Below are 15837 nucleotides of genomic sequence, written 5' to 3'. Positions count from 1 at the left end.
GCACATGTCACGCCCCGACAGCCACGACCCCGCCACACTCGCCTTCGGCAGCCAAGCGGTGCATGCCGGCAACAGCATCGACAAGGGTTCCGGAGCGATCCGTACGCCGATCGTGATGGCCAATTCGTATGCACTGCCCGATGATCCGTCGCAGGTCAGTTGGTCGGGCACGGAGATCCCGCTCTACACCCGTAACTCCGGGGCCAATCAGATTGCGTTGCAGCACAAATTGGCCGCACTCGAAGGTGCCGAGGACGCTGTCGTCCTGGCTTCGGGGGTGGCCGCGCTGCATGCGGTGTTCTTCACCCATCTCGAGTCCGGGGACCACGTGCTGATCGCCGACGTCACCTATGAGGCGACGTTTCGGTTGTTCACCGAACTCCTGCCTCGTAAATACGGCATCGAGGCGACATTTGTCGATGCCTCGAACCTCGATTCGGTGCGGGCAGCACTGCGGCCCAACACCCGCCTGGTCCACATCGAGGCGATCGCCAATCCCACCACCAAGGTCACCGATATCGGTGCGGTCGCCGAGATCGCGCATGCCGCAGGCGCGCTGGTGGTCGTCGATTCGACATTCACACCACCGCCGCTGTACCGGCCACTCGCCGACGGTGCGGATCTGGTGGTGCACTCGCTGACCAAGTATTACAACGGTCACGGCGACGCGATGGGCGGCGCGGTCCTGGGCGCCAAGGCACTGATCGATCCCATCAAGACCGACGCGATGGTTGACGTCGGCGGCGTGATCTCACCGTTCAATGCCTGGCTGATCAGTCGCGGGTCGATCACACTTCCGTTGCGGATGGCCCGGCACCTGGAGTCGGCCGCGCAGGTCGCCGAGTTCCTCGAGAGCGACAGGCGCGTGGCCTATGTGGCCTACCCCGGCCTGGAGTCGCATCCTCAGCACGCGCTGGCGACCACCCAGTTCGGTGGCCGTGGCCACGGCGCGATGATGGCGTTTGCCGTCAACGGCGATTCCGACACCCAGAACCGATTCGTCTCGAATCTGCGGATGATCACCTCGGCCGTATCGCTCGGTCACGACGAAACGCTGATCGTGCACGTCGGTACGAGTGGTCCACGGGTGCAGCACTATCCAGAGGAATTCCGCACCTGGGGACACCTCCGGTTCTCGATCGGACTCGAAGACCCCGCCGATATCATCGCCGATCTGTCAGCGGCGCTGGACGCCACGTTCAGCTGATCGACTCGCGGGGCGGCATCAGCAAACTGATCAATCCGCCCAGTGCCAGGACGATGACCACGACCGAAAACGCCACACTCGCGGTCCTCAGGCCCCAGGCCTGCTCGGCAAACCCGGTGGCGATGATCGGCACCGAGATCGCCACGTAGGCGACCACAAAATATGCCGACGTTGCGTCCGCCTTGCGGTGCGGTTCGACGCGTGCGGCAATCGCCGCGATTCCCTTGGCGAACAGGACGCCCTGGCTCGCACCCGAGATCACCGCCGCAACAACCAACGCGATCAATGATTCGGCGTGCAAACTGACGATCAGCACAACCATGCTCACGGTCAATGCCACATATCCGTAGAGCAAGGACGGCCGAATGGGCGCTTTGGACAACACGATCTGGGTGATCGCCGACGAAGCGAACAGCACGAAGACCACCACACCGGAAACGATCGGCGACTTCTCGTGGAGCACGTCGGCAAGGAAGTCCGGCGCCACCGCGCTGAAGAGACCGAAGACCGCGAAGCCGGCAATTGCACCCACGGCGGCTTGGGCGAAAACGCCACGCACAGAAGGCGGGACACTGACCCGCTGCAGTTTCGGGCGAGCGCCCTTTCGCACGTCGACCGTTTCCGGAACCCTGAGCAGGCCCACACCGGCGATCGCCACCAGCACCGCTTGCACCACGAAGACCGTGTGGGTCGGATCCGGGGCCAGGTCGGCGACCACACCGGCGAGCAGGGTGCCGAGCCCGAGGCCGCCGATGTTCGCTCCGGTGGCCACCGCCGGCGCGATCCCGCGGCGGCTCTGTGGCGCCGACTCCATCACCGCCACCGTGGCGGTACTGGTGAAGATGCCGGCCGAGAACCCCGACATGACCCGGCCGATGAAGAGCATCTCCAGGCTTCCGCCGATGATGAAGAACACGGCACTGAGCAACGACAGTGCGACGCCGGCATAGAGCATCGGCCGGCGGCCGATGGTGTCGGAAAATCTGCCGACGCCGATGAGAGCAGCGAGCACGCCGAGTGCGTAGACGGCGAAGATGACCGTGGTCATCAAGGTGCCGAACCCGAACTCTTCGGAGAACTCCGGGTACAGCGGAGTCGGCAGCGTGGTCCCCATCATCACCACCGTGAACGCATAGACCACCGCCACAAACGCGATCATCTGCGTTCGGTTCCGCGCCGGGGCGGCGGCGTCCTCCGGCGATTCGGACGGGCCCACGGAAGTCACATCCCAGATCCAGTCCCGATAGGCAAACAGGGGTTACAGGTCGATCAGTATCTGTGAGTCACGATAGCCCCAGGCAAAACCACGATCAGGCGTTCGGCGATGATGCGCGCAATGCACCTCTTGCCTGATCAGGTGGCGCTACGCGGTCGCAGGAGCAGACCGGTCACCGTGGCCACCGCGATCACACCGATCACCGCGGAGAAGACGACGCCGGCGGCGGTCAGGCCCCAGGCCGAGGAGGCGATCCCGACGGCGATGATCGGGACCGAGATCGCCAGGTAGGCAACCACGAAGTACGCCGATGTGGCCTCGGCCTTACGGTACGGCTCGACCTTGGCTGCGATTGCCGCAATACCCTTGGCGAACAACACACCCTGGCTGGCACCCGAGATGGCCGACGCGAGAAGCAGCCCCGGCAGCGACTCGGCAACCAAGCTCACGATCAGAATCGCCATACTCACCGCCAGCGCGAGATACCCGTACAGCAGCGAGGGGCGGACGCGCGCTCTCATGAACACGATCTGGGCCACGGCCGAGGCACCGAAGGTCACAAAGACGACGATTCCGGCGAGCGCAGGCGATGATTCGTCGAGCACGTGGGCCAGGAAGTTGGGCCCGACGGCACTGAACAGCCCCGACACCGCGAATCCGGCCATCGCACCGACCGCGGCAAGAGCGAACACGCCACGCACCGACGGCGGGACGTTGACACGTTGCAGCTTGGGGCGCGCGCCGGTGAGTACCTTCACCGTTTCCGGCACGGTGATAAGCCCAAGTCCGGCGATCACCAGGAGCACCGCATGGACGACGAACACCGTGCGGGTCGGGCCGGGCGCGAACTCGGCGACCAGACCCGCCAGCAGTGTGCCGAGCCCGAGACCACCGATGTTGGCCGCAGTGGCGACCGCCGTGGCCATGGTCCGGCGACCTCTCGGCGCGGCCTCGATCACTGCGGCGGTGGCGGTACTGGTGAAGATGCCCGCCGAGAATCCCGAGATCACCCGGCCGACGAAGAGGATCGTCAGGCTGCCACCGATGATGAACAGCACCGCGCTGGCCAGCGACAGTGCCAGTCCGGCATAGAGCATCGGACGACGGCCGATGGTGTCCGAGAACCGGCCGACCCCGATCAGTGCGGCCATCACCCCGATCGCATAGGTCGCGAAGATGACCGTGGTCATCGCGCTTCCGAAGCCCAGTTCGCGTGCGTACTCGGGGTACAGCGGGGTGGGCAGGGTGGTCCCCATCATCACGACCGTGAACGCGAACACCACCGCGGGAAACGCGATCCACTGCAACCGACGTCGCGGTGTCCCGCCGATCCCGATCGCATCGGAGCCCATCGGGGGTCGGTCCACGGCAGTCACAAATCCTCTATCCGGGTTCTCAGTTGACGCAGCGATCGCTACGTAATCAGTCAACACCGCAGCGGCGCCGAACCACTCGTCACCCCCGGCCGTGGTGCGTTCAGGCGGGACCGACCTGCGGGTTTGCCCACCGGGGCCACCAACATCGGGAGTCGACGTCAGTGCGCGGCACCGATTTCGATGATCAGCACTCCCCCGGCTATCAAGGCGATGCCGGCCCCCATCAGCCAGGTGAGCGGGTCGTTGAACAGGATCCACGCCACCACCGCGGTCAGTGCCACGCCGACTGCCGCCCAGATCCCGTACGCGATCCCGACCGGCATGCCCTCGGCAAGCGACAACGCCAGCGCACCGAATGCGGTGAGGTAACCGAGCACGGTCGGGATGAGCCACACCATCTTCCGAAAGCCGTCCGAGGCGCGCAGCGACATCGTCCCGATCAGTTCGGCTCCGATGGCGATGGCCAGATAAACCCATTGCATCGGCGCTACTGCTCCGGCTCTGATCGGGGCGACTGCTCGGCAGGGTGGGAACCGAGTTCCACCAACAGCACACCCGCGATCACAATCGCGATGCCCAGACCGATGACCCAGGTGAACGGTTCGCTGAACAGCACTGCGGCCAAGACCGCGGTCAAGGCCATACCGCAGGCGGCCCAGACTCCGTACGCCACGCCGATCGGCATGCCCTCACGCAGAACCAGTGCCAGGCACGCGAATGCCGTGACGTACCCGATCACGACCAACGTCACCCAGGCCGCGTGATCGACCGCTGCCCGCAACGCCAGGGTCGCGCTGACCTCGGCAACGATGGCACCGGCCAACAGCGCCCACCGCTTCGTCGATGATCCGGTCATCTGCGGCAGTCATTTCTGACCGGGAGCCCGGCGATCCGATCCTTGAGATATTGCTCGACGTCGGCGGTGTTCACGTCGACGTGGCCGGCGGCGGGCTGAAAGTTGACCGTGATCGGTCCGCCCAGCTCACAGGCCCGGCCGATCGCGTCGCCGGTCCACCTCGGATCATTGAACCGATCGTTGCCGCCGTAGAGCACGTAGAGCGGGGCGCTCAGACTCGCTCTGGGCAAAGCCATCTCCTGCAGCAGGGAGCGCAGGGTCTCGGTGGCCGCAGGGGTCGTCGGCCGGAAATCCTGGGCCGAGACCTTGCTCAGCGCCGCACCGCGTACCGGCGATCGACCGCAGTCGCTCAGCGCATTCCACTGCGCCGCCAGTGCCGGGCTGCGCAATTCATTGAGGTTCAGGGAGGGATGACGGCGCGCGAGCGACTCCTCCAGCCACTGGAGAACGCCCTGCTGTTCGACGGTCAGATTCCCGGCGACCGCACCGTCGACCAGCGGAACCTTGGTGGTCGACGGCACGTGGGCGACCGCGCCCACCAAGTCGAGTTCTGGTGCGTACCGTCCGGCGATCTCGTCGGCAGCCCACGTCACGCCGCCGCCCTGCGAGATCCCGTATGACACCCAGGTTTCCGATATATCCGAATAGACCTCACCGATCGCGCGCACCGAATCGATCATCGTCCGGGCAGCGGCATACGAGTCGAGGTAGGGATGCGGGCCGCTGTTGGTGCCCAGCCCGGAGAAATCCGGGAACGTCACCGCGAATCCGGCGTCCAGGTAGCGCCTCACCAACCCGGACAGACCGTACAGATTGTCGGTCAGCGAAGGCGCACAGTTGGTGTTGATCCCGGTCGAACCGTGCCCGACCGCCAGGACCGGCCATCCATCGGCGGGCGCAACGCCCTCCGGCTTGAAGACCGTCCCCGAAACGATCACGCCCTGATCGTCGACATCGGTTGAGCGGTACAGGATCTTGCTGCCGGAGATCTGCCAACCGGCGGCGGCCGACGAGACCCAGTCCTCGGTCTGCACCACTTCACCGGGCATCGGGAGCTTCACCTGCCAGTGCGCCTGCGGTACCGGTTGCGCCTGCTCGGACATCGATGCCGAGAACGCATCGCCACACCCGGCCAGAACCAATACGGCACAGATGGCGGCCACACCTCGCCTCGGAAATCCCACTGCCGCAATTTACCAGCGATCGCTACCGGCGACAGCGAGGTTGGTCCCGATCGGCGAGTGTTCCGCGATACACCCTGCCGGAGGTCGATTCGACCGCACACACCACCCGATCCGGGCGCACGAGAACGGCATTGGCGCCGCACCGGCGCAACCACGCCCCGACCTCCTGTGACGCCCCACCGAAGTCGGTGGGCACCGCAGACCGGCCACCGGGTGCCAGGCGCGACAACCCATGGCCCGGCGGGCCGATATGGACCAGCGCGAAGCCGTTGCCCAGTACTTCGTCGCTGCCCTCGAACGCGCCGGCCGGGCCCGACCGGACGAACTGCGGAAAGAGTCTGCCGACCGATCGCGCTGCGGGTGTGATCCGATCCCGCAGCCGCATCGACGACCTGCCGAGCGGCGGATAGATCACCCGTGGTCCCACCTGCGCCGAACCGGGCATCCGGTGGAGTCCGCGTAGTGCCAGGTCGAGGGGGCCGCGAGCGGGTGCGCGGACCGACATCACCCGGCCGATCGTGGTGGCCGCGGCCACCGCACGCAGCACGTGCGGCCGACGTTCGGACTGATAGGTGTCGAGGAACCGCTCGTCGGCGTCTCCGCCGAGCACCGCGGCGAGTTTCCACGCCAGGTTCATCGCGTCCCGCGATCCGGCGCCGAGTCCCTGCCCGATGAAGGGCGGTGTCGTGTGCGCGGCATCCCCGAGCACGAAGAGCGGTCCGCAGCGCCACCTCCTGGCAACCCGGGCGCTGTGCCGGTACGTCGCGGTCCGGACGATCTCGATGTCCGGGGCTGCGTGCTGGACCTGCGCCCGAATGGCGCCGATCGCCCAGCCGTAGTCCGGACGCCCGGTCTCCTCCTCGCCGTATCTCCCGGCCTCGTCCGGGTCGTCGTGATCGGGCAACCGGAACTCCCATCGATACCGGTCGGCGCCGATCCGCATGAAGGTGGCGGCCTGCGCGCCCGCGCAGACCTGGTGCACCCCTGCCCACATCTGCAGGTCGGTCGCCGCCCGGACATCGACGACCAGCCAGCGCTGGTCGAAGCGGAGATCGATGTCACCCCCACCGATTTCGGCACCCACCACACTCGACCTGCCATCGCACCCGAGCACGAACCCGGTGCGCATCACCCGCTCCGATCCATCATCGTCACGTACCCGGACGGCCACCGACCCGTCGGGATCCGTCCGGACCCGCGTCACCGTGCACCCCTCGACGAGTGTTGTGGCCCGCTGCCGCGACGCGGTCGCCCGCAGCGCCCGCTCGAGATCGGGCTGGTCGAACATCGTGCTCTGCCGCCACCCGGAATGACCGACCGGATTCTCGCGCCGGAACTCCATCAGAGTCCTTCGACGGCCGTCGACCAGACGCATCCCCCGGGCAGCGCACTCAAATGGAGCAAAATCCGGTGCCGCACCGGCACTTTGAATGATCCGGTGGACCTCGTCGTCGATGTGGACCGCCCGCGGCAGCGGGTAGACACCGCGCCGGCGATCGAGCACCACCGATTCGACGCCGTATTCGGCAAGCAGACAGGCGGTCGTCAGACCGGTCGGTCCCGCACCGACGATGACTACCGGGGCCGCCACGGGCCCGGGGCTTCGCGTGTGTTCTTCGGTGGACGGGTGAGCGCCTCGCTGATGCCGCGGGCACCATCCATCCCGGCCAGTTGCGCTTGCAGCGCCAGCGCCCGCTCGCGGTATGAGGGGTCGTCGAGGACCGTCTGCACCGCGCGCCGGATGGCCGACGGCCTGGCGGACCGCAGGCGGACACCGCTGCCCGACCGCACCACCCGGGCGGCGACCTCGTTCTTGTCTTCCGTGGAGCCGACGATCACCATGGGGACACCGTGCGTGAGCGCGAAATGCACACCGCCCCAACCACCGTTGGTCACCAGCACGTCCGTCTTCCCGAACATCAGATCGAATGGGACGAACTCGGTGACAACCGCATTGGCGGCGGTGGTCTTCACCGATGCTGCCGCAGGACCGCCTGTCGTCGCGACGACAACCATGCCGGTATCGGCAAGTCCGGCGATGGTCGGTTCGATCAGTCGACCCAGGTCTTCATTGTCGAGCGTCCCCTGGGTCACCACCACAACGGGTTCGGGCCCCTGAACCCGATCCCACCAGGGCGGCGGTTCCGGTTCGGGACCACCACGCCCCAGGATCGGCCCGACGAAGTGGAGCACCGGGTCGAGGTCGCGGCGCGGATACTCGAATGCGGCGGCGGTCAAGACGAAGATGTCGTCCGCCAGCAACGGCCAGTCCAGGACAAACGACGCGGCGGCGCACCCGACCGTCGTGCGTACGGCGTCGTCCGCGATCCGGTTGGCCCGCCGCAAGACGAGCGACTTCGACGTGGCGGTGAGCACCCGATTCCGCAGCATGCCCAAAGGTGTTGTTGACGGCGGGAATCCGAGTCCGAAGGGCGCGGTGTCGGCGCTGCCGGCCATCAGCGGAGAGGTGCATACCGAACCGACCCGGGGTCGGTCGCGGTTTGCGCTCAACAGCGGCAACACTCCCAGGAACAGATTCTCCGCCAGCACCACGTCGACGGCACCGTCGTCGAGCACAGCGGTCAGGCCGTCGTGCTGGTCGATGATTGCCCGGGCAAAGAGGTGCTCGAGGTCGAAGCGGGAGCGCAGGACGCCGGGCATCCGTGCCCGACCCGGGAAGTGCCCGTCCAGATCTCGTTCGTCGAAGTCGCAGGAGGGTGGAAGCGATACATGCTCCAGACCGGCCTCTTCCACGCGGTCACGAAACCGGCTCCCCGTCAGCATCGTGACCGCCGCACCGTCTTGAACCAGTTGCCTGCCGATCGCGATCATCGGAGTCGCGTGTCCGGTCAGTGGGGCGCTACAGAGGACCACCTTCATCGCGTCATACCTCGGCTCCCATGTTGGCCCACATCTGCTTGCCTTCTGGCAACCAACTGCTAACCCGCTGGCGGACAGGGCATTTCCATTCGACACCATCACGGCCGAAACCGCGTCGACGCAAGCCGAAGAATCAGTCATCCGACGGACACCACTGTTGCGAGGCGGGCAGGACCCGACCTACGTTGGTGACGGTATCGGACAGACCAGGGCCACCTGAGTCAGACATCGGTTGCGACGGCGCAACTCCCCCAACGCTTTCGAACAAGACTTGGACCTCCTCATGCCAACTGCCTACGTCAACCAGATCAGCACTGCGGTACCGACATTCGACTGCCACGACCTGTTCGTCCGGTACGCCCCCGAGGTGATCGAGGAACGGGGCAAGAAGCTGCTGTTCAAGCGGATGGCCGAACGGGCGCAGATCAGCCACCGGTGGTCGTCGGTGGATGATCCGGTGCGGTTCTACGGCGCGAACCCCAGCTCCGTCGACACCGGGACCCGAATGATCGAGTACGAGGACAAGGCACCCGGGCTGGCGCAGAAAGCCGTCGATGGACTGGATCTGGGCGATGCGGCCGCCGACATCACCCATCTTGTACTGGTCACCTGTACCGGTTTCTATTCACCGGGTATCGACTACGACCTGATCGAGAACTGCGGCATCAGCCCGAACGTCGATCGCACCCAGATCGGCTTCATGGGCTGCTTTGCCGGTATCACCGGACTCAAGACGGCCAATAACATCGTGCGGGCAAACCCCGACGCCAAGGTGCTGCTCGTGAGCGTCGAGCTCTGCTCGGTCCACCTGCAGAAGCCGAAGAGCCTGGAGTCGATGTTGTCTTTCCTCATCTTCGGTGACGGTTGCGCGGCGGCGATCATCTCCGCTGACGAGACCGGCATCGCCCTCGATTCGTTCAAGCAGGTCATGGTCCCGCAGACCCGCGAGCTGATCACCTGGCGGATCGCCAACGAGGGCTTCGACATGGTGCTCTCGGGCAAAGTGCCCGGACAGCTGGGCAAAGCCCTCAACGCGGAGAACCTCAAGTTGATCCTGGCCGGCCGCACACCCGCAGACATAGACCTCTGGGCCATCCACCCGGGTGGCCGGACCATTCTCGACGCGGTGGAAAGCGCACTCGAACTCACACCCGAGCACCTGGCGGTGTCGCGTCAGATCCTCGAGAACTACGGCAACATGTCTTCGGCGACAGTGCTTTTCGTGCTGGCCGAGATGATGAGGCAAGCCGCCGACGGTGGACCGACGGGCATGGGTAGCGCCATGGCCTTCGGCCCCGGCCTGACCGCGGAGACCATGCTCTTCCGCCTCTGATTGCGCGGTTCGGTATCGTCCGCGCTTCGGCAGGGTCGGCGCGTGGGCTTTACTACTGGCATGACCGGTCGAGTAAAAGCGATGCCCACGGACAGCACGGCCCGTCCGGCGTACGGCGTACTGGTCGCACTGACCTCGGCGATCTGCTTCGGGACGTCGGGTCCGCTGGCCACGGCGCTCATCGACAGCGGCTGGTCGTCGGCCTCGGTCACAGTCGTCCGCCTCGGGCTGGGGTCGCTACTCCTGGCCATTCCGCTGATCCTGTTGCGCCGCCGATTGTTCGAGAATCTGCGGCGCGCCCCGGTCTTGGTGGTCGCCTACGGGGTTCTCGGTGTGGCCGTCGTGCAATTGAGCTTTTTCAACGCCGTGCGGTATCTCGACGTCCCGATCGCCCTGCTCTGCGAATACTCGGGCATCATCCTGGTCGTCGTCTACGACTGGCTCGTCCGCAGGCGACGGCAGAGCTTGCTCACCGGACTGGGCTGTGTGGTCGCGCTCGGCGGCCTGTTCCTGGTGATCCTGGGCGGGGAAGGCATCGGTGACATCGACCCGGTCGGTTTGCTGTGGGCAATCGGTGCCGCGATCGGGCTGGCCGCCTACTTCATCCTGGCCACCGACGACTTCACGAAGTCCGGCACCAGCGTCGACCCGCTGGCGCTGGCCGCCGGCGGTCTGATGGTGGGAACCGTGGTGATCGCGATCTCCGGTGCGATCGGGGTGCTGCCGATGTCCGCCGCGACCGACTCCGCGGTCCTGGCCCACACGGAGATCCCCTGGTGGCTGGTGGCCCTGGCGGTGGCCGGCATCTCGACGAGCCTGGCGTACGTCACGGGGGTGCAGGCGGTCCGCCTGCTCGGTGCAACGCCCGCCTCGTTCATCGCGTTGGTCGAGGTCGTCGCCTCGGCCCTGTTCTCGTGGTGGCTTCTCGGCCAGACGATGGCGTTCGCCCAGCTCATCGGCGCGGGTGTGTTGCTGGCCGGGCTGGTCGCCGTCAACGCGGGCGGGCGTCGAGGAATATCAAGCGGCCCTAAAGACCTTGAACCAGGCAGTGCCCTGCAGACACCGGGGTGAAGCATCGACTCCGCCATTTACGCGCAAAGGAGCACACCGTGGCAGACATACTGTTCGTCCTGACCGGAGCCAAGCACTGGACACTCGCCGACGGGACCAAACATCCAACGGGTTTCTGGGCCGAGGAATTCGTCGCGCCCTACGAGGAGTTCACCAACGCCGGTTACCGAGTGGTGGTCGCCACGCCCGGTGGTGTGGTCCCGGTCGTCGATGAGGCCAGCCTGAGCCCGGATGTCAACGGCGGCCAAGAAGGCGCCGATACCGTCGCAGCCAAGGTGCGCTCCAACCAGGCACTGCAACAACCCATCCCACTCGACACCGTGAATCTGGACGACTACGCAGCCGTCTTCTATCCAGGTGGCCACGGGCCGATGGAAGACCTCGCGGTCGATGAGGTCTCGGGCCGACTCCTCACCGAGGCATTGGATTCGGGTCGCCCCCTCGGTGTTGTCTGCCACGCCCCGGCCGCATTCCTCGCAGCTCACCGGCCCGATGGGACCGCGACCTTCGCCGGCTACCGGGCCACCGGATTCTCCAACACCGAAGAAGAGCAGGTCGGGCTCGCCGCGAAAGCAAAGTGGTTGCTGCAGGACCGGATGATCGAACTCGGCATCGACTACGAGCACGGCTCACCCTGGGAGCCCGAGGTGGTCGTCGACCGGAATCTCTTCACCGGCCAGAACCCGGCCTCCTCCGGACCGCTGGCGAAGGAGATCCTTTCCGCCCTCTCCTGACCGAGTGATCTCCCACCCACCGGGAACCTGCTGGAAAATCTCTGCGAAAACTGGTGATCTCGTCCGGTGACGTCAACGAACAGCGGTCCTGCTGACCTGCCGAAGAAGATCCTTCACACTGTCTCCCAGTATGTTTCGCTCTTGGGGACCGGGACAGCGGACGACATCGCCGCTCTCTACGCAGTGGAGGGAACGCTCGAAGACCCGGTGGGTTCCGAGCCACGCCGAGGCCGCAAGAACATCCGGGCGTTTTACTCGAAGATGGACGGTACGAGCTCTACGGCCGACCTGATCACCGTCCGGGTCGCCGGCAACTCCGCAGCGTTTCACTTCCGGGTCGCCACCACCACGGCGGATGCGGTGATCACCATCGAGCCGATCGATGTCATGACCTTCGACGACGACGGACTCATCACCAGCATGCGCGCCTTCTGGTCACCGAACGACGTCAACACTGTTCCACTGTGACCCCTCGCGGGTCCCGCGTGGCATTCCGGCGCTGACCAGGCTCACTCAGCTCGCCAACCAAGCACTTGCTAGGTTGGTCTGAGCAGACGTCTGGCGGCCATGTCAGCAAACCGACCACCGGCACGCCCGCGATGCTCTACGCGCTCACGTTTTCGAAGGGACTCCCCATGCCAGAAGCAGTTATCGTCGCCACCGCCCGGTCACCGATCGGCCGGGCCGTCAAAGGTTCACTCAAAGACGTCCGCCCCGACGAACTGGCCCGCCAGATGGTCGAGACCGTGTTGAGCAAGGTCCCCGAACTCGACCGCGCCGACATCGACGACCTGCACCTGGGCTCCGGACAGCCCGCAGGCAAGGCCGGCTTCAACATGGCCCGCGTCGTCGCGGTCCTGGCCGGAATGGATCACCTTCCCGGTGTCACCGTGAACCGCTACTGCTCGTCCTCGCTGCAGACCACCCGCATGGCACTGCACGCGATCCGCGCCGGCGAAGGCGATGTGTTCATCTCCGGCGGCGTCGAAAGCGTCTCGAACTTCGCCTTCGGCAGTGCAGACCGGTGGCCCGACACCAAGAACCCCGAGTTCGCCGAGGCGATGGAACGCACCGCCAAAGCTGCCGAGGGTGGCTCCACGTGGAGCGATCCCCGTGAGCAGGGACTGCTGCCCGACATCTACATCCCCATGGGTGAGACCGCGGAGAACGTCGCCTCCTTCTCGAAGGTCTCTCGTGAAGACCAGGACCGCTGGGCCGCTCTCAGTCAGAACCGCGCCGAAGAAGCCATCAACTCCGGGTTCTTCGCCCGCGAGATCGACCCCATCACCCTGGCCGACGGCACGCTTGTCAGCACCGACGACGGCCCCCGCGCCGGCACCACCTACGAAAAGCTGAGTGGGCTCAAGCCGGTCTTCCGCCCCGACGGCACCGTCACCGCAGGCAACGCCTGCCCCCTCAACGACGGTGCCGCCGCACTGGTCATCATGAGCGACACCAAGGCCAAAGCCCTCGGCCTGACCCCGCTCGCCCGGATCGTCGCCACCGCAGCCACCGGCCTGTCCCCCGAGATCATGGGCCTGGGCCCCATCGAAGCGGTCCGCAAAGCACTGCGCCACGCCGGCATGAGCATCGACGACATCGACCTGTTCGAGATCAACGAGGCCTTCGCCGCGCAGGTCCTCGGATCGGCCAACGAACTCGGCATCGACCACGACAAGCTCAACGTCTCCGGTGGCGCGATCGCCCTGGGCCACCCGTTCGGCATGACCGGGGCCCGGATCACCACCACCCTGATCAACAACCTCAAGACCTACGACAAGACCTTCGGCATCGAAACCATGTGCGTCGGCGGCGGACAAGGCATGGCGATGGTTCTCGAGCGCCTGAGCTGAATCGTCGGCCGACACCACCACAGAAAAGCTGCAACGATATGCGCCTTGGCATTTCAACACCGGTCCTGGTCCAGCACCCGAGCACCCGTTCGGCGTGGGAAGCCACCGCAACCATCGACGATGTGGCGGAGATCGCGCAATGCGCTGATCGTTTGGGGTTTCACCATCTGACCTGCAGTGAACATGTGGCGGTGCCGGTCGATGTGGCAGCCGAGCGTGGCGGGACGTATTGGGATCCGCTGGCCACGTTCGGCTACCTGGCGGCCCGCACTCGGCAAATACGGCTGGCCACACAGGTTTTGGTGCTCGGCTACCATCATCCGCTCGAAATCGCCAAGCGTTACGGAACTCTCGATCGCATCAGCGGTGGCCGTCTGATCCTCGGCTTGGGTGTGGGAACCCTCAAAGAGGAGTTCGAACTGATCGGCGCGCCGTTCGATGACCGCGGGGCCCGTGCCGATGACGCGCTTGCCGCAATTCGGATGTCCCTGTCGACATCGCAGCCGGAATATCACGGCCAGTTCTACGACTACGAGGGTTTCGTTGTCGAGCCACATGCCGCGGCGCAGCGGGTCCCGATCTGGATCGGCGGCCGCACCAAACGGTCGCTGCGCCGGGCGTGTGAACACGGCGATGGGTGGGTTCCGTTCGGGCTCAGCGCATCCGAACTGAAGACGATGCTGGAAGCCGCTACCCTCCCCGCGTCCTTCGAGGTCGTCCTGTCGGCCGGGTTTCCCCTCGATCCGCTGGATGATCCTGACAAGACCGTTCGCACCCTGGCGCGACTGCGTGATGCGGGAGCGACCATCGTCGGCACCTCGCTGGTGGCACAAACGGCCGAACACTACTGCGAACAGGCCGAAGAGCTCCATCGACTCGCAACGGACGAGGGCGTCGAGTTCACCGTCTGACCTGGTGAACTCGACACCCGCGCCGAGTCTGAAACTGCCGAGCTGTCAGAAGTGGACGACTCCGCGCAGGTTCTTGCCTGCGTGCATATCCGCAAAGCCCTGAGCGATGTCGTCGAGTTTGTAGGTGTTGGTCACCAGTTTGTCGAGCTCGAGCTTGCCCGAGGTGTACAGATCGATCATCCACGGGATGTCCGCCGTGGGCGCGCAGGATCCGAATAGCGAACCCTGCAAACGCTTTTGGTAGAGGGTCAGCTCCATCGGGCTGATCGGAATGCCCACGTCGGTCATCTTCCCGAGTCCGGTGACCACGCAGATCCCGGCCTTCCGGATCGCCGAGAACGCCGCCGCGATGTGCTCGCCCGTGGTGACGCCGACGGTGACGATCGCCGCGTCTGCCCCCTGCCCATTGGTGAATGACCGCGCGATCTCCGTGGCCTCCTCCATACCCGAAACTGCATGAGTGGCACCGAACTCCAGCGCACTGCTCCGTTTGAACCCGACCGGATCAACCGCGATGATGTGCGCGGCGCCGGCATGCGCGGCCCCCTGGACGGCGTTGATCCCGATACCGCCGATGCCCTCGACGATGACGGTTTGCCCGGGGTATACCTGTGCGGAATTGACCGCGGCCCCCCAACCGGTCACCACGCCGCAGCCGAGCAGGCACAGTACCTCCAAGGGCAGATCCTTGTCGATGATCTTGACGGCTGAATCCGTACTGACGGTGGTGTATTCGCTGAAGGTGGACAGACCGCAGGTCTGTGCCACCGGCGCCCCGTCGAGGCTGAGCCGGAAGCTCGTCGGATCATCCGGCCGAGTCCCTGCCATGATCGCCGCGCCGCGGTCACACAGGTTCTGCAAACCTTTTGCACACCAACGGCATCGGCCACAGGCGGCAACGAAGGAGAACACGACGTGGTCGCCTTCTGCCCAGCCATGGGTTTCCGGGCCCACGGCCACCACCACGCCGGCCCCCTCGTGACCACCGCAGATCGGATAGGAGGCAACCGCGTGGTCTCCGCAGGCAATGTGGTCGTCGGAGTGACACAGACCCGAGGCGACCATCCGCACGGTGATCTCACCCTGCCGTGGTTCGTCGAGGTCGAGCTCGGCGACCTCATAAGTGCCCGGGGCCTGGCGGATGATCGCGCCGCGTGTCTTCATGTGATTGTTCCCTTCGAGGGTGCCGGCGACGTCCGAGACGTCGGCCGGGGTC

The 15837-nt window shown here is 65.7% G+C and carries 15 protein-coding genes; 7 read left to right on the top strand and 8 right to left on the bottom strand.

The annotated features are described in order from the left end of the window. The first annotated feature begins 4 nt into the window (after window positions 1-4). A complete protein-coding gene (locus AC51GT_RS19385) occupies window positions 5-1207 on the top strand; it encodes a trans-sulfuration enzyme family protein (protein ID WP_496326692.1) in 1203 nt (400 codons plus the stop codon). Here AC51GT_RS19385 and AC51GT_RS19380 read toward each other — a convergent pair. From AC51GT_RS19380 to AC51GT_RS19350, 7 genes are all read right to left on the bottom strand, one after another. Next, the gene (locus AC51GT_RS19380; protein ID WP_496329840.1) at window positions 1200-2423 is read right to left on the bottom strand and encodes an MFS transporter; all 1224 of its coding nucleotides are present in this window, start codon (window positions 2421-2423) and stop codon (window positions 1200-1202) included. The two genes, AC51GT_RS19385 and AC51GT_RS19380, sit on opposite strands and share 8 nt — an antisense overlap. 137 nt (window positions 2424-2560) lie before the next feature. Continuing rightward, window positions 2561-3790: an MFS transporter gene (locus tag AC51GT_RS19375; RefSeq protein ID WP_496329839.1), complete on the bottom strand. Its 1230-nt coding sequence runs from the start codon at window positions 3788-3790 to the stop codon at window positions 2561-2563. Window positions 3791-3957: 167 nt separating this feature from the next. Beyond that, window positions 3958-4281 (bottom strand): DMT family transporter, encoded by a 324-nt coding sequence (locus AC51GT_RS19370; protein ID WP_496326689.1) that lies wholly within the window; start codon window positions 4279-4281, stop codon window positions 3958-3960. 5 nt (window positions 4282-4286) lie between these two features. Then, complete coding sequence (locus AC51GT_RS19365) at window positions 4287-4655, bottom strand: DMT family transporter (protein ID WP_496329838.1); 369 nt, start codon at window positions 4653-4655, stop codon at window positions 4287-4289. Continuing rightward, the gene (locus tag AC51GT_RS19360) at window positions 4652-5839 is read right to left on the bottom strand and encodes a lipase family protein (protein WP_496326687.1); all 1188 of its coding nucleotides are present in this window, start codon (window positions 5837-5839) and stop codon (window positions 4652-4654) included. The genes AC51GT_RS19365 and AC51GT_RS19360 overlap by 4 nt, the downstream gene beginning before the upstream one ends. Window positions 5840-5861: 22 nt before the next feature. Next, window positions 5862-7430 (bottom strand): bifunctional 3-(3-hydroxy-phenyl)propionate/3-hydroxycinnamic acid hydroxylase, encoded by a 1569-nt coding sequence (locus AC51GT_RS19355; protein WP_496329837.1) that lies wholly within the window; start codon window positions 7428-7430, stop codon window positions 5862-5864. Beyond that, window positions 7415-8719: a glycosyltransferase gene (locus tag AC51GT_RS19350; RefSeq protein WP_496329836.1), complete on the bottom strand. Its 1305-nt coding sequence runs from the start codon at window positions 8717-8719 to the stop codon at window positions 7415-7417. Before AC51GT_RS19350 ends, AC51GT_RS19355 begins: the two co-directional genes overlap by 16 nt. Before the next feature lie 283 nt (window positions 8720-9002). Here AC51GT_RS19350 and AC51GT_RS19345 point away from each other — a divergent pair, with 283 nt between their 5' ends. The 6 genes from AC51GT_RS19345 (at window position 9003) to AC51GT_RS19320 (ending at window position 14621) form a co-directional block, all read left to right on the top strand. After that, on the top strand, window positions 9003-10052 hold the full coding sequence (locus AC51GT_RS19345; protein ID WP_496329835.1) for a type III polyketide synthase: 1050 nt from the start codon (window positions 9003-9005) through the stop codon (window positions 10050-10052). Between the two features lie 81 nt (window positions 10053-10133). Then, complete coding sequence (locus AC51GT_RS19340) at window positions 10134-11123, top strand: EamA family transporter (RefSeq protein ID WP_496329834.1); 990 nt, start codon at window positions 10134-10136, stop codon at window positions 11121-11123. A 38-nt stretch (window positions 11124-11161) separates the two neighbouring features. Beyond that, a complete protein-coding gene (locus AC51GT_RS19335; RefSeq protein WP_496326682.1) occupies window positions 11162-11857 on the top strand; it encodes a type 1 glutamine amidotransferase domain-containing protein in 696 nt (231 codons plus the stop codon). Between the two features lie 66 nt (window positions 11858-11923). Then, entirely contained in the window at window positions 11924-12325 is a 402-nt protein-coding gene (locus AC51GT_RS19330) for a nuclear transport factor 2 family protein (RefSeq protein WP_496329833.1), read from the top strand. A 167-nt stretch (window positions 12326-12492) separates the two neighbouring features. Further along, complete coding sequence (locus AC51GT_RS19325; protein WP_496329832.1) at window positions 12493-13710, top strand: acetyl-CoA C-acetyltransferase; 1218 nt, start codon at window positions 12493-12495, stop codon at window positions 13708-13710. 38 nt (window positions 13711-13748) lie between these two features. Then, the gene (locus tag AC51GT_RS19320; protein WP_496329831.1) at window positions 13749-14621 is read left to right on the top strand and encodes an LLM class F420-dependent oxidoreductase; all 873 of its coding nucleotides are present in this window, start codon (window positions 13749-13751) and stop codon (window positions 14619-14621) included. A 45-nt stretch (window positions 14622-14666) separates the two neighbouring features. Here the strand turns inward: AC51GT_RS19320 and AC51GT_RS19315 are convergent, their stop codons facing one another. Continuing rightward, window positions 14667-15785 (bottom strand): NDMA-dependent alcohol dehydrogenase, encoded by a 1119-nt coding sequence (locus AC51GT_RS19315; protein WP_496326678.1) that lies wholly within the window; start codon window positions 15783-15785, stop codon window positions 14667-14669. Window positions 15786-15837 lie beyond the last annotated feature (52 nt).

The organism is Williamsia sp. z34 (assembly GCF_059553395.1).
This window is presented reverse-complemented; position numbering and strand designations above follow the sequence as displayed.

Excerpts from the sequence above, each read along its gene's own strand:
- AC51GT_RS19385 (WP_496326692.1), top strand. The coding sequence starts at position 5 with ATGTCACGCCCCGACAGCCACGACCCCGCCACACTCGCCTTCGGCAGC.
- AC51GT_RS19370 (WP_496326689.1), bottom strand. The coding sequence starts at position 4,281 with ATGCAATGGGTTTATCTGGCCATCGCCATCGGAGCCGAACTGATCGGG.
- AC51GT_RS19365 (WP_496329838.1), bottom strand. The coding sequence starts at position 4,655 with ATGACCGGATCATCGACGAAGCGGTGGGCGCTGTTGGCCGGTGCCATC.
- AC51GT_RS19350 (WP_496329836.1), bottom strand. The coding sequence starts at position 8,719 with ATGAAGGTGGTCCTCTGTAGCGCCCCACTGACCGGACACGCGACTCCG.
- AC51GT_RS19345 (WP_496329835.1), top strand. The coding sequence starts at position 9,003 with ATGCCAACTGCCTACGTCAACCAGATCAGCACTGCGGTACCGACATTC.
- AC51GT_RS19340 (WP_496329834.1), top strand. The coding sequence starts at position 10,134 with ATGCCCACGGACAGCACGGCCCGTCCGGCGTACGGCGTACTGGTCGCA.
- AC51GT_RS19325 (WP_496329832.1), top strand. The coding sequence starts at position 12,493 with ATGCCAGAAGCAGTTATCGTCGCCACCGCCCGGTCACCGATCGGCCGG.
- AC51GT_RS19320 (WP_496329831.1), top strand. The coding sequence starts at position 13,749 with ATGCGCCTTGGCATTTCAACACCGGTCCTGGTCCAGCACCCGAGCACC.
- AC51GT_RS19315 (WP_496326678.1), bottom strand. The coding sequence starts at position 15,785 with ATGAAGACACGCGGCGCGATCATCCGCCAGGCCCCGGGCACTTATGAG.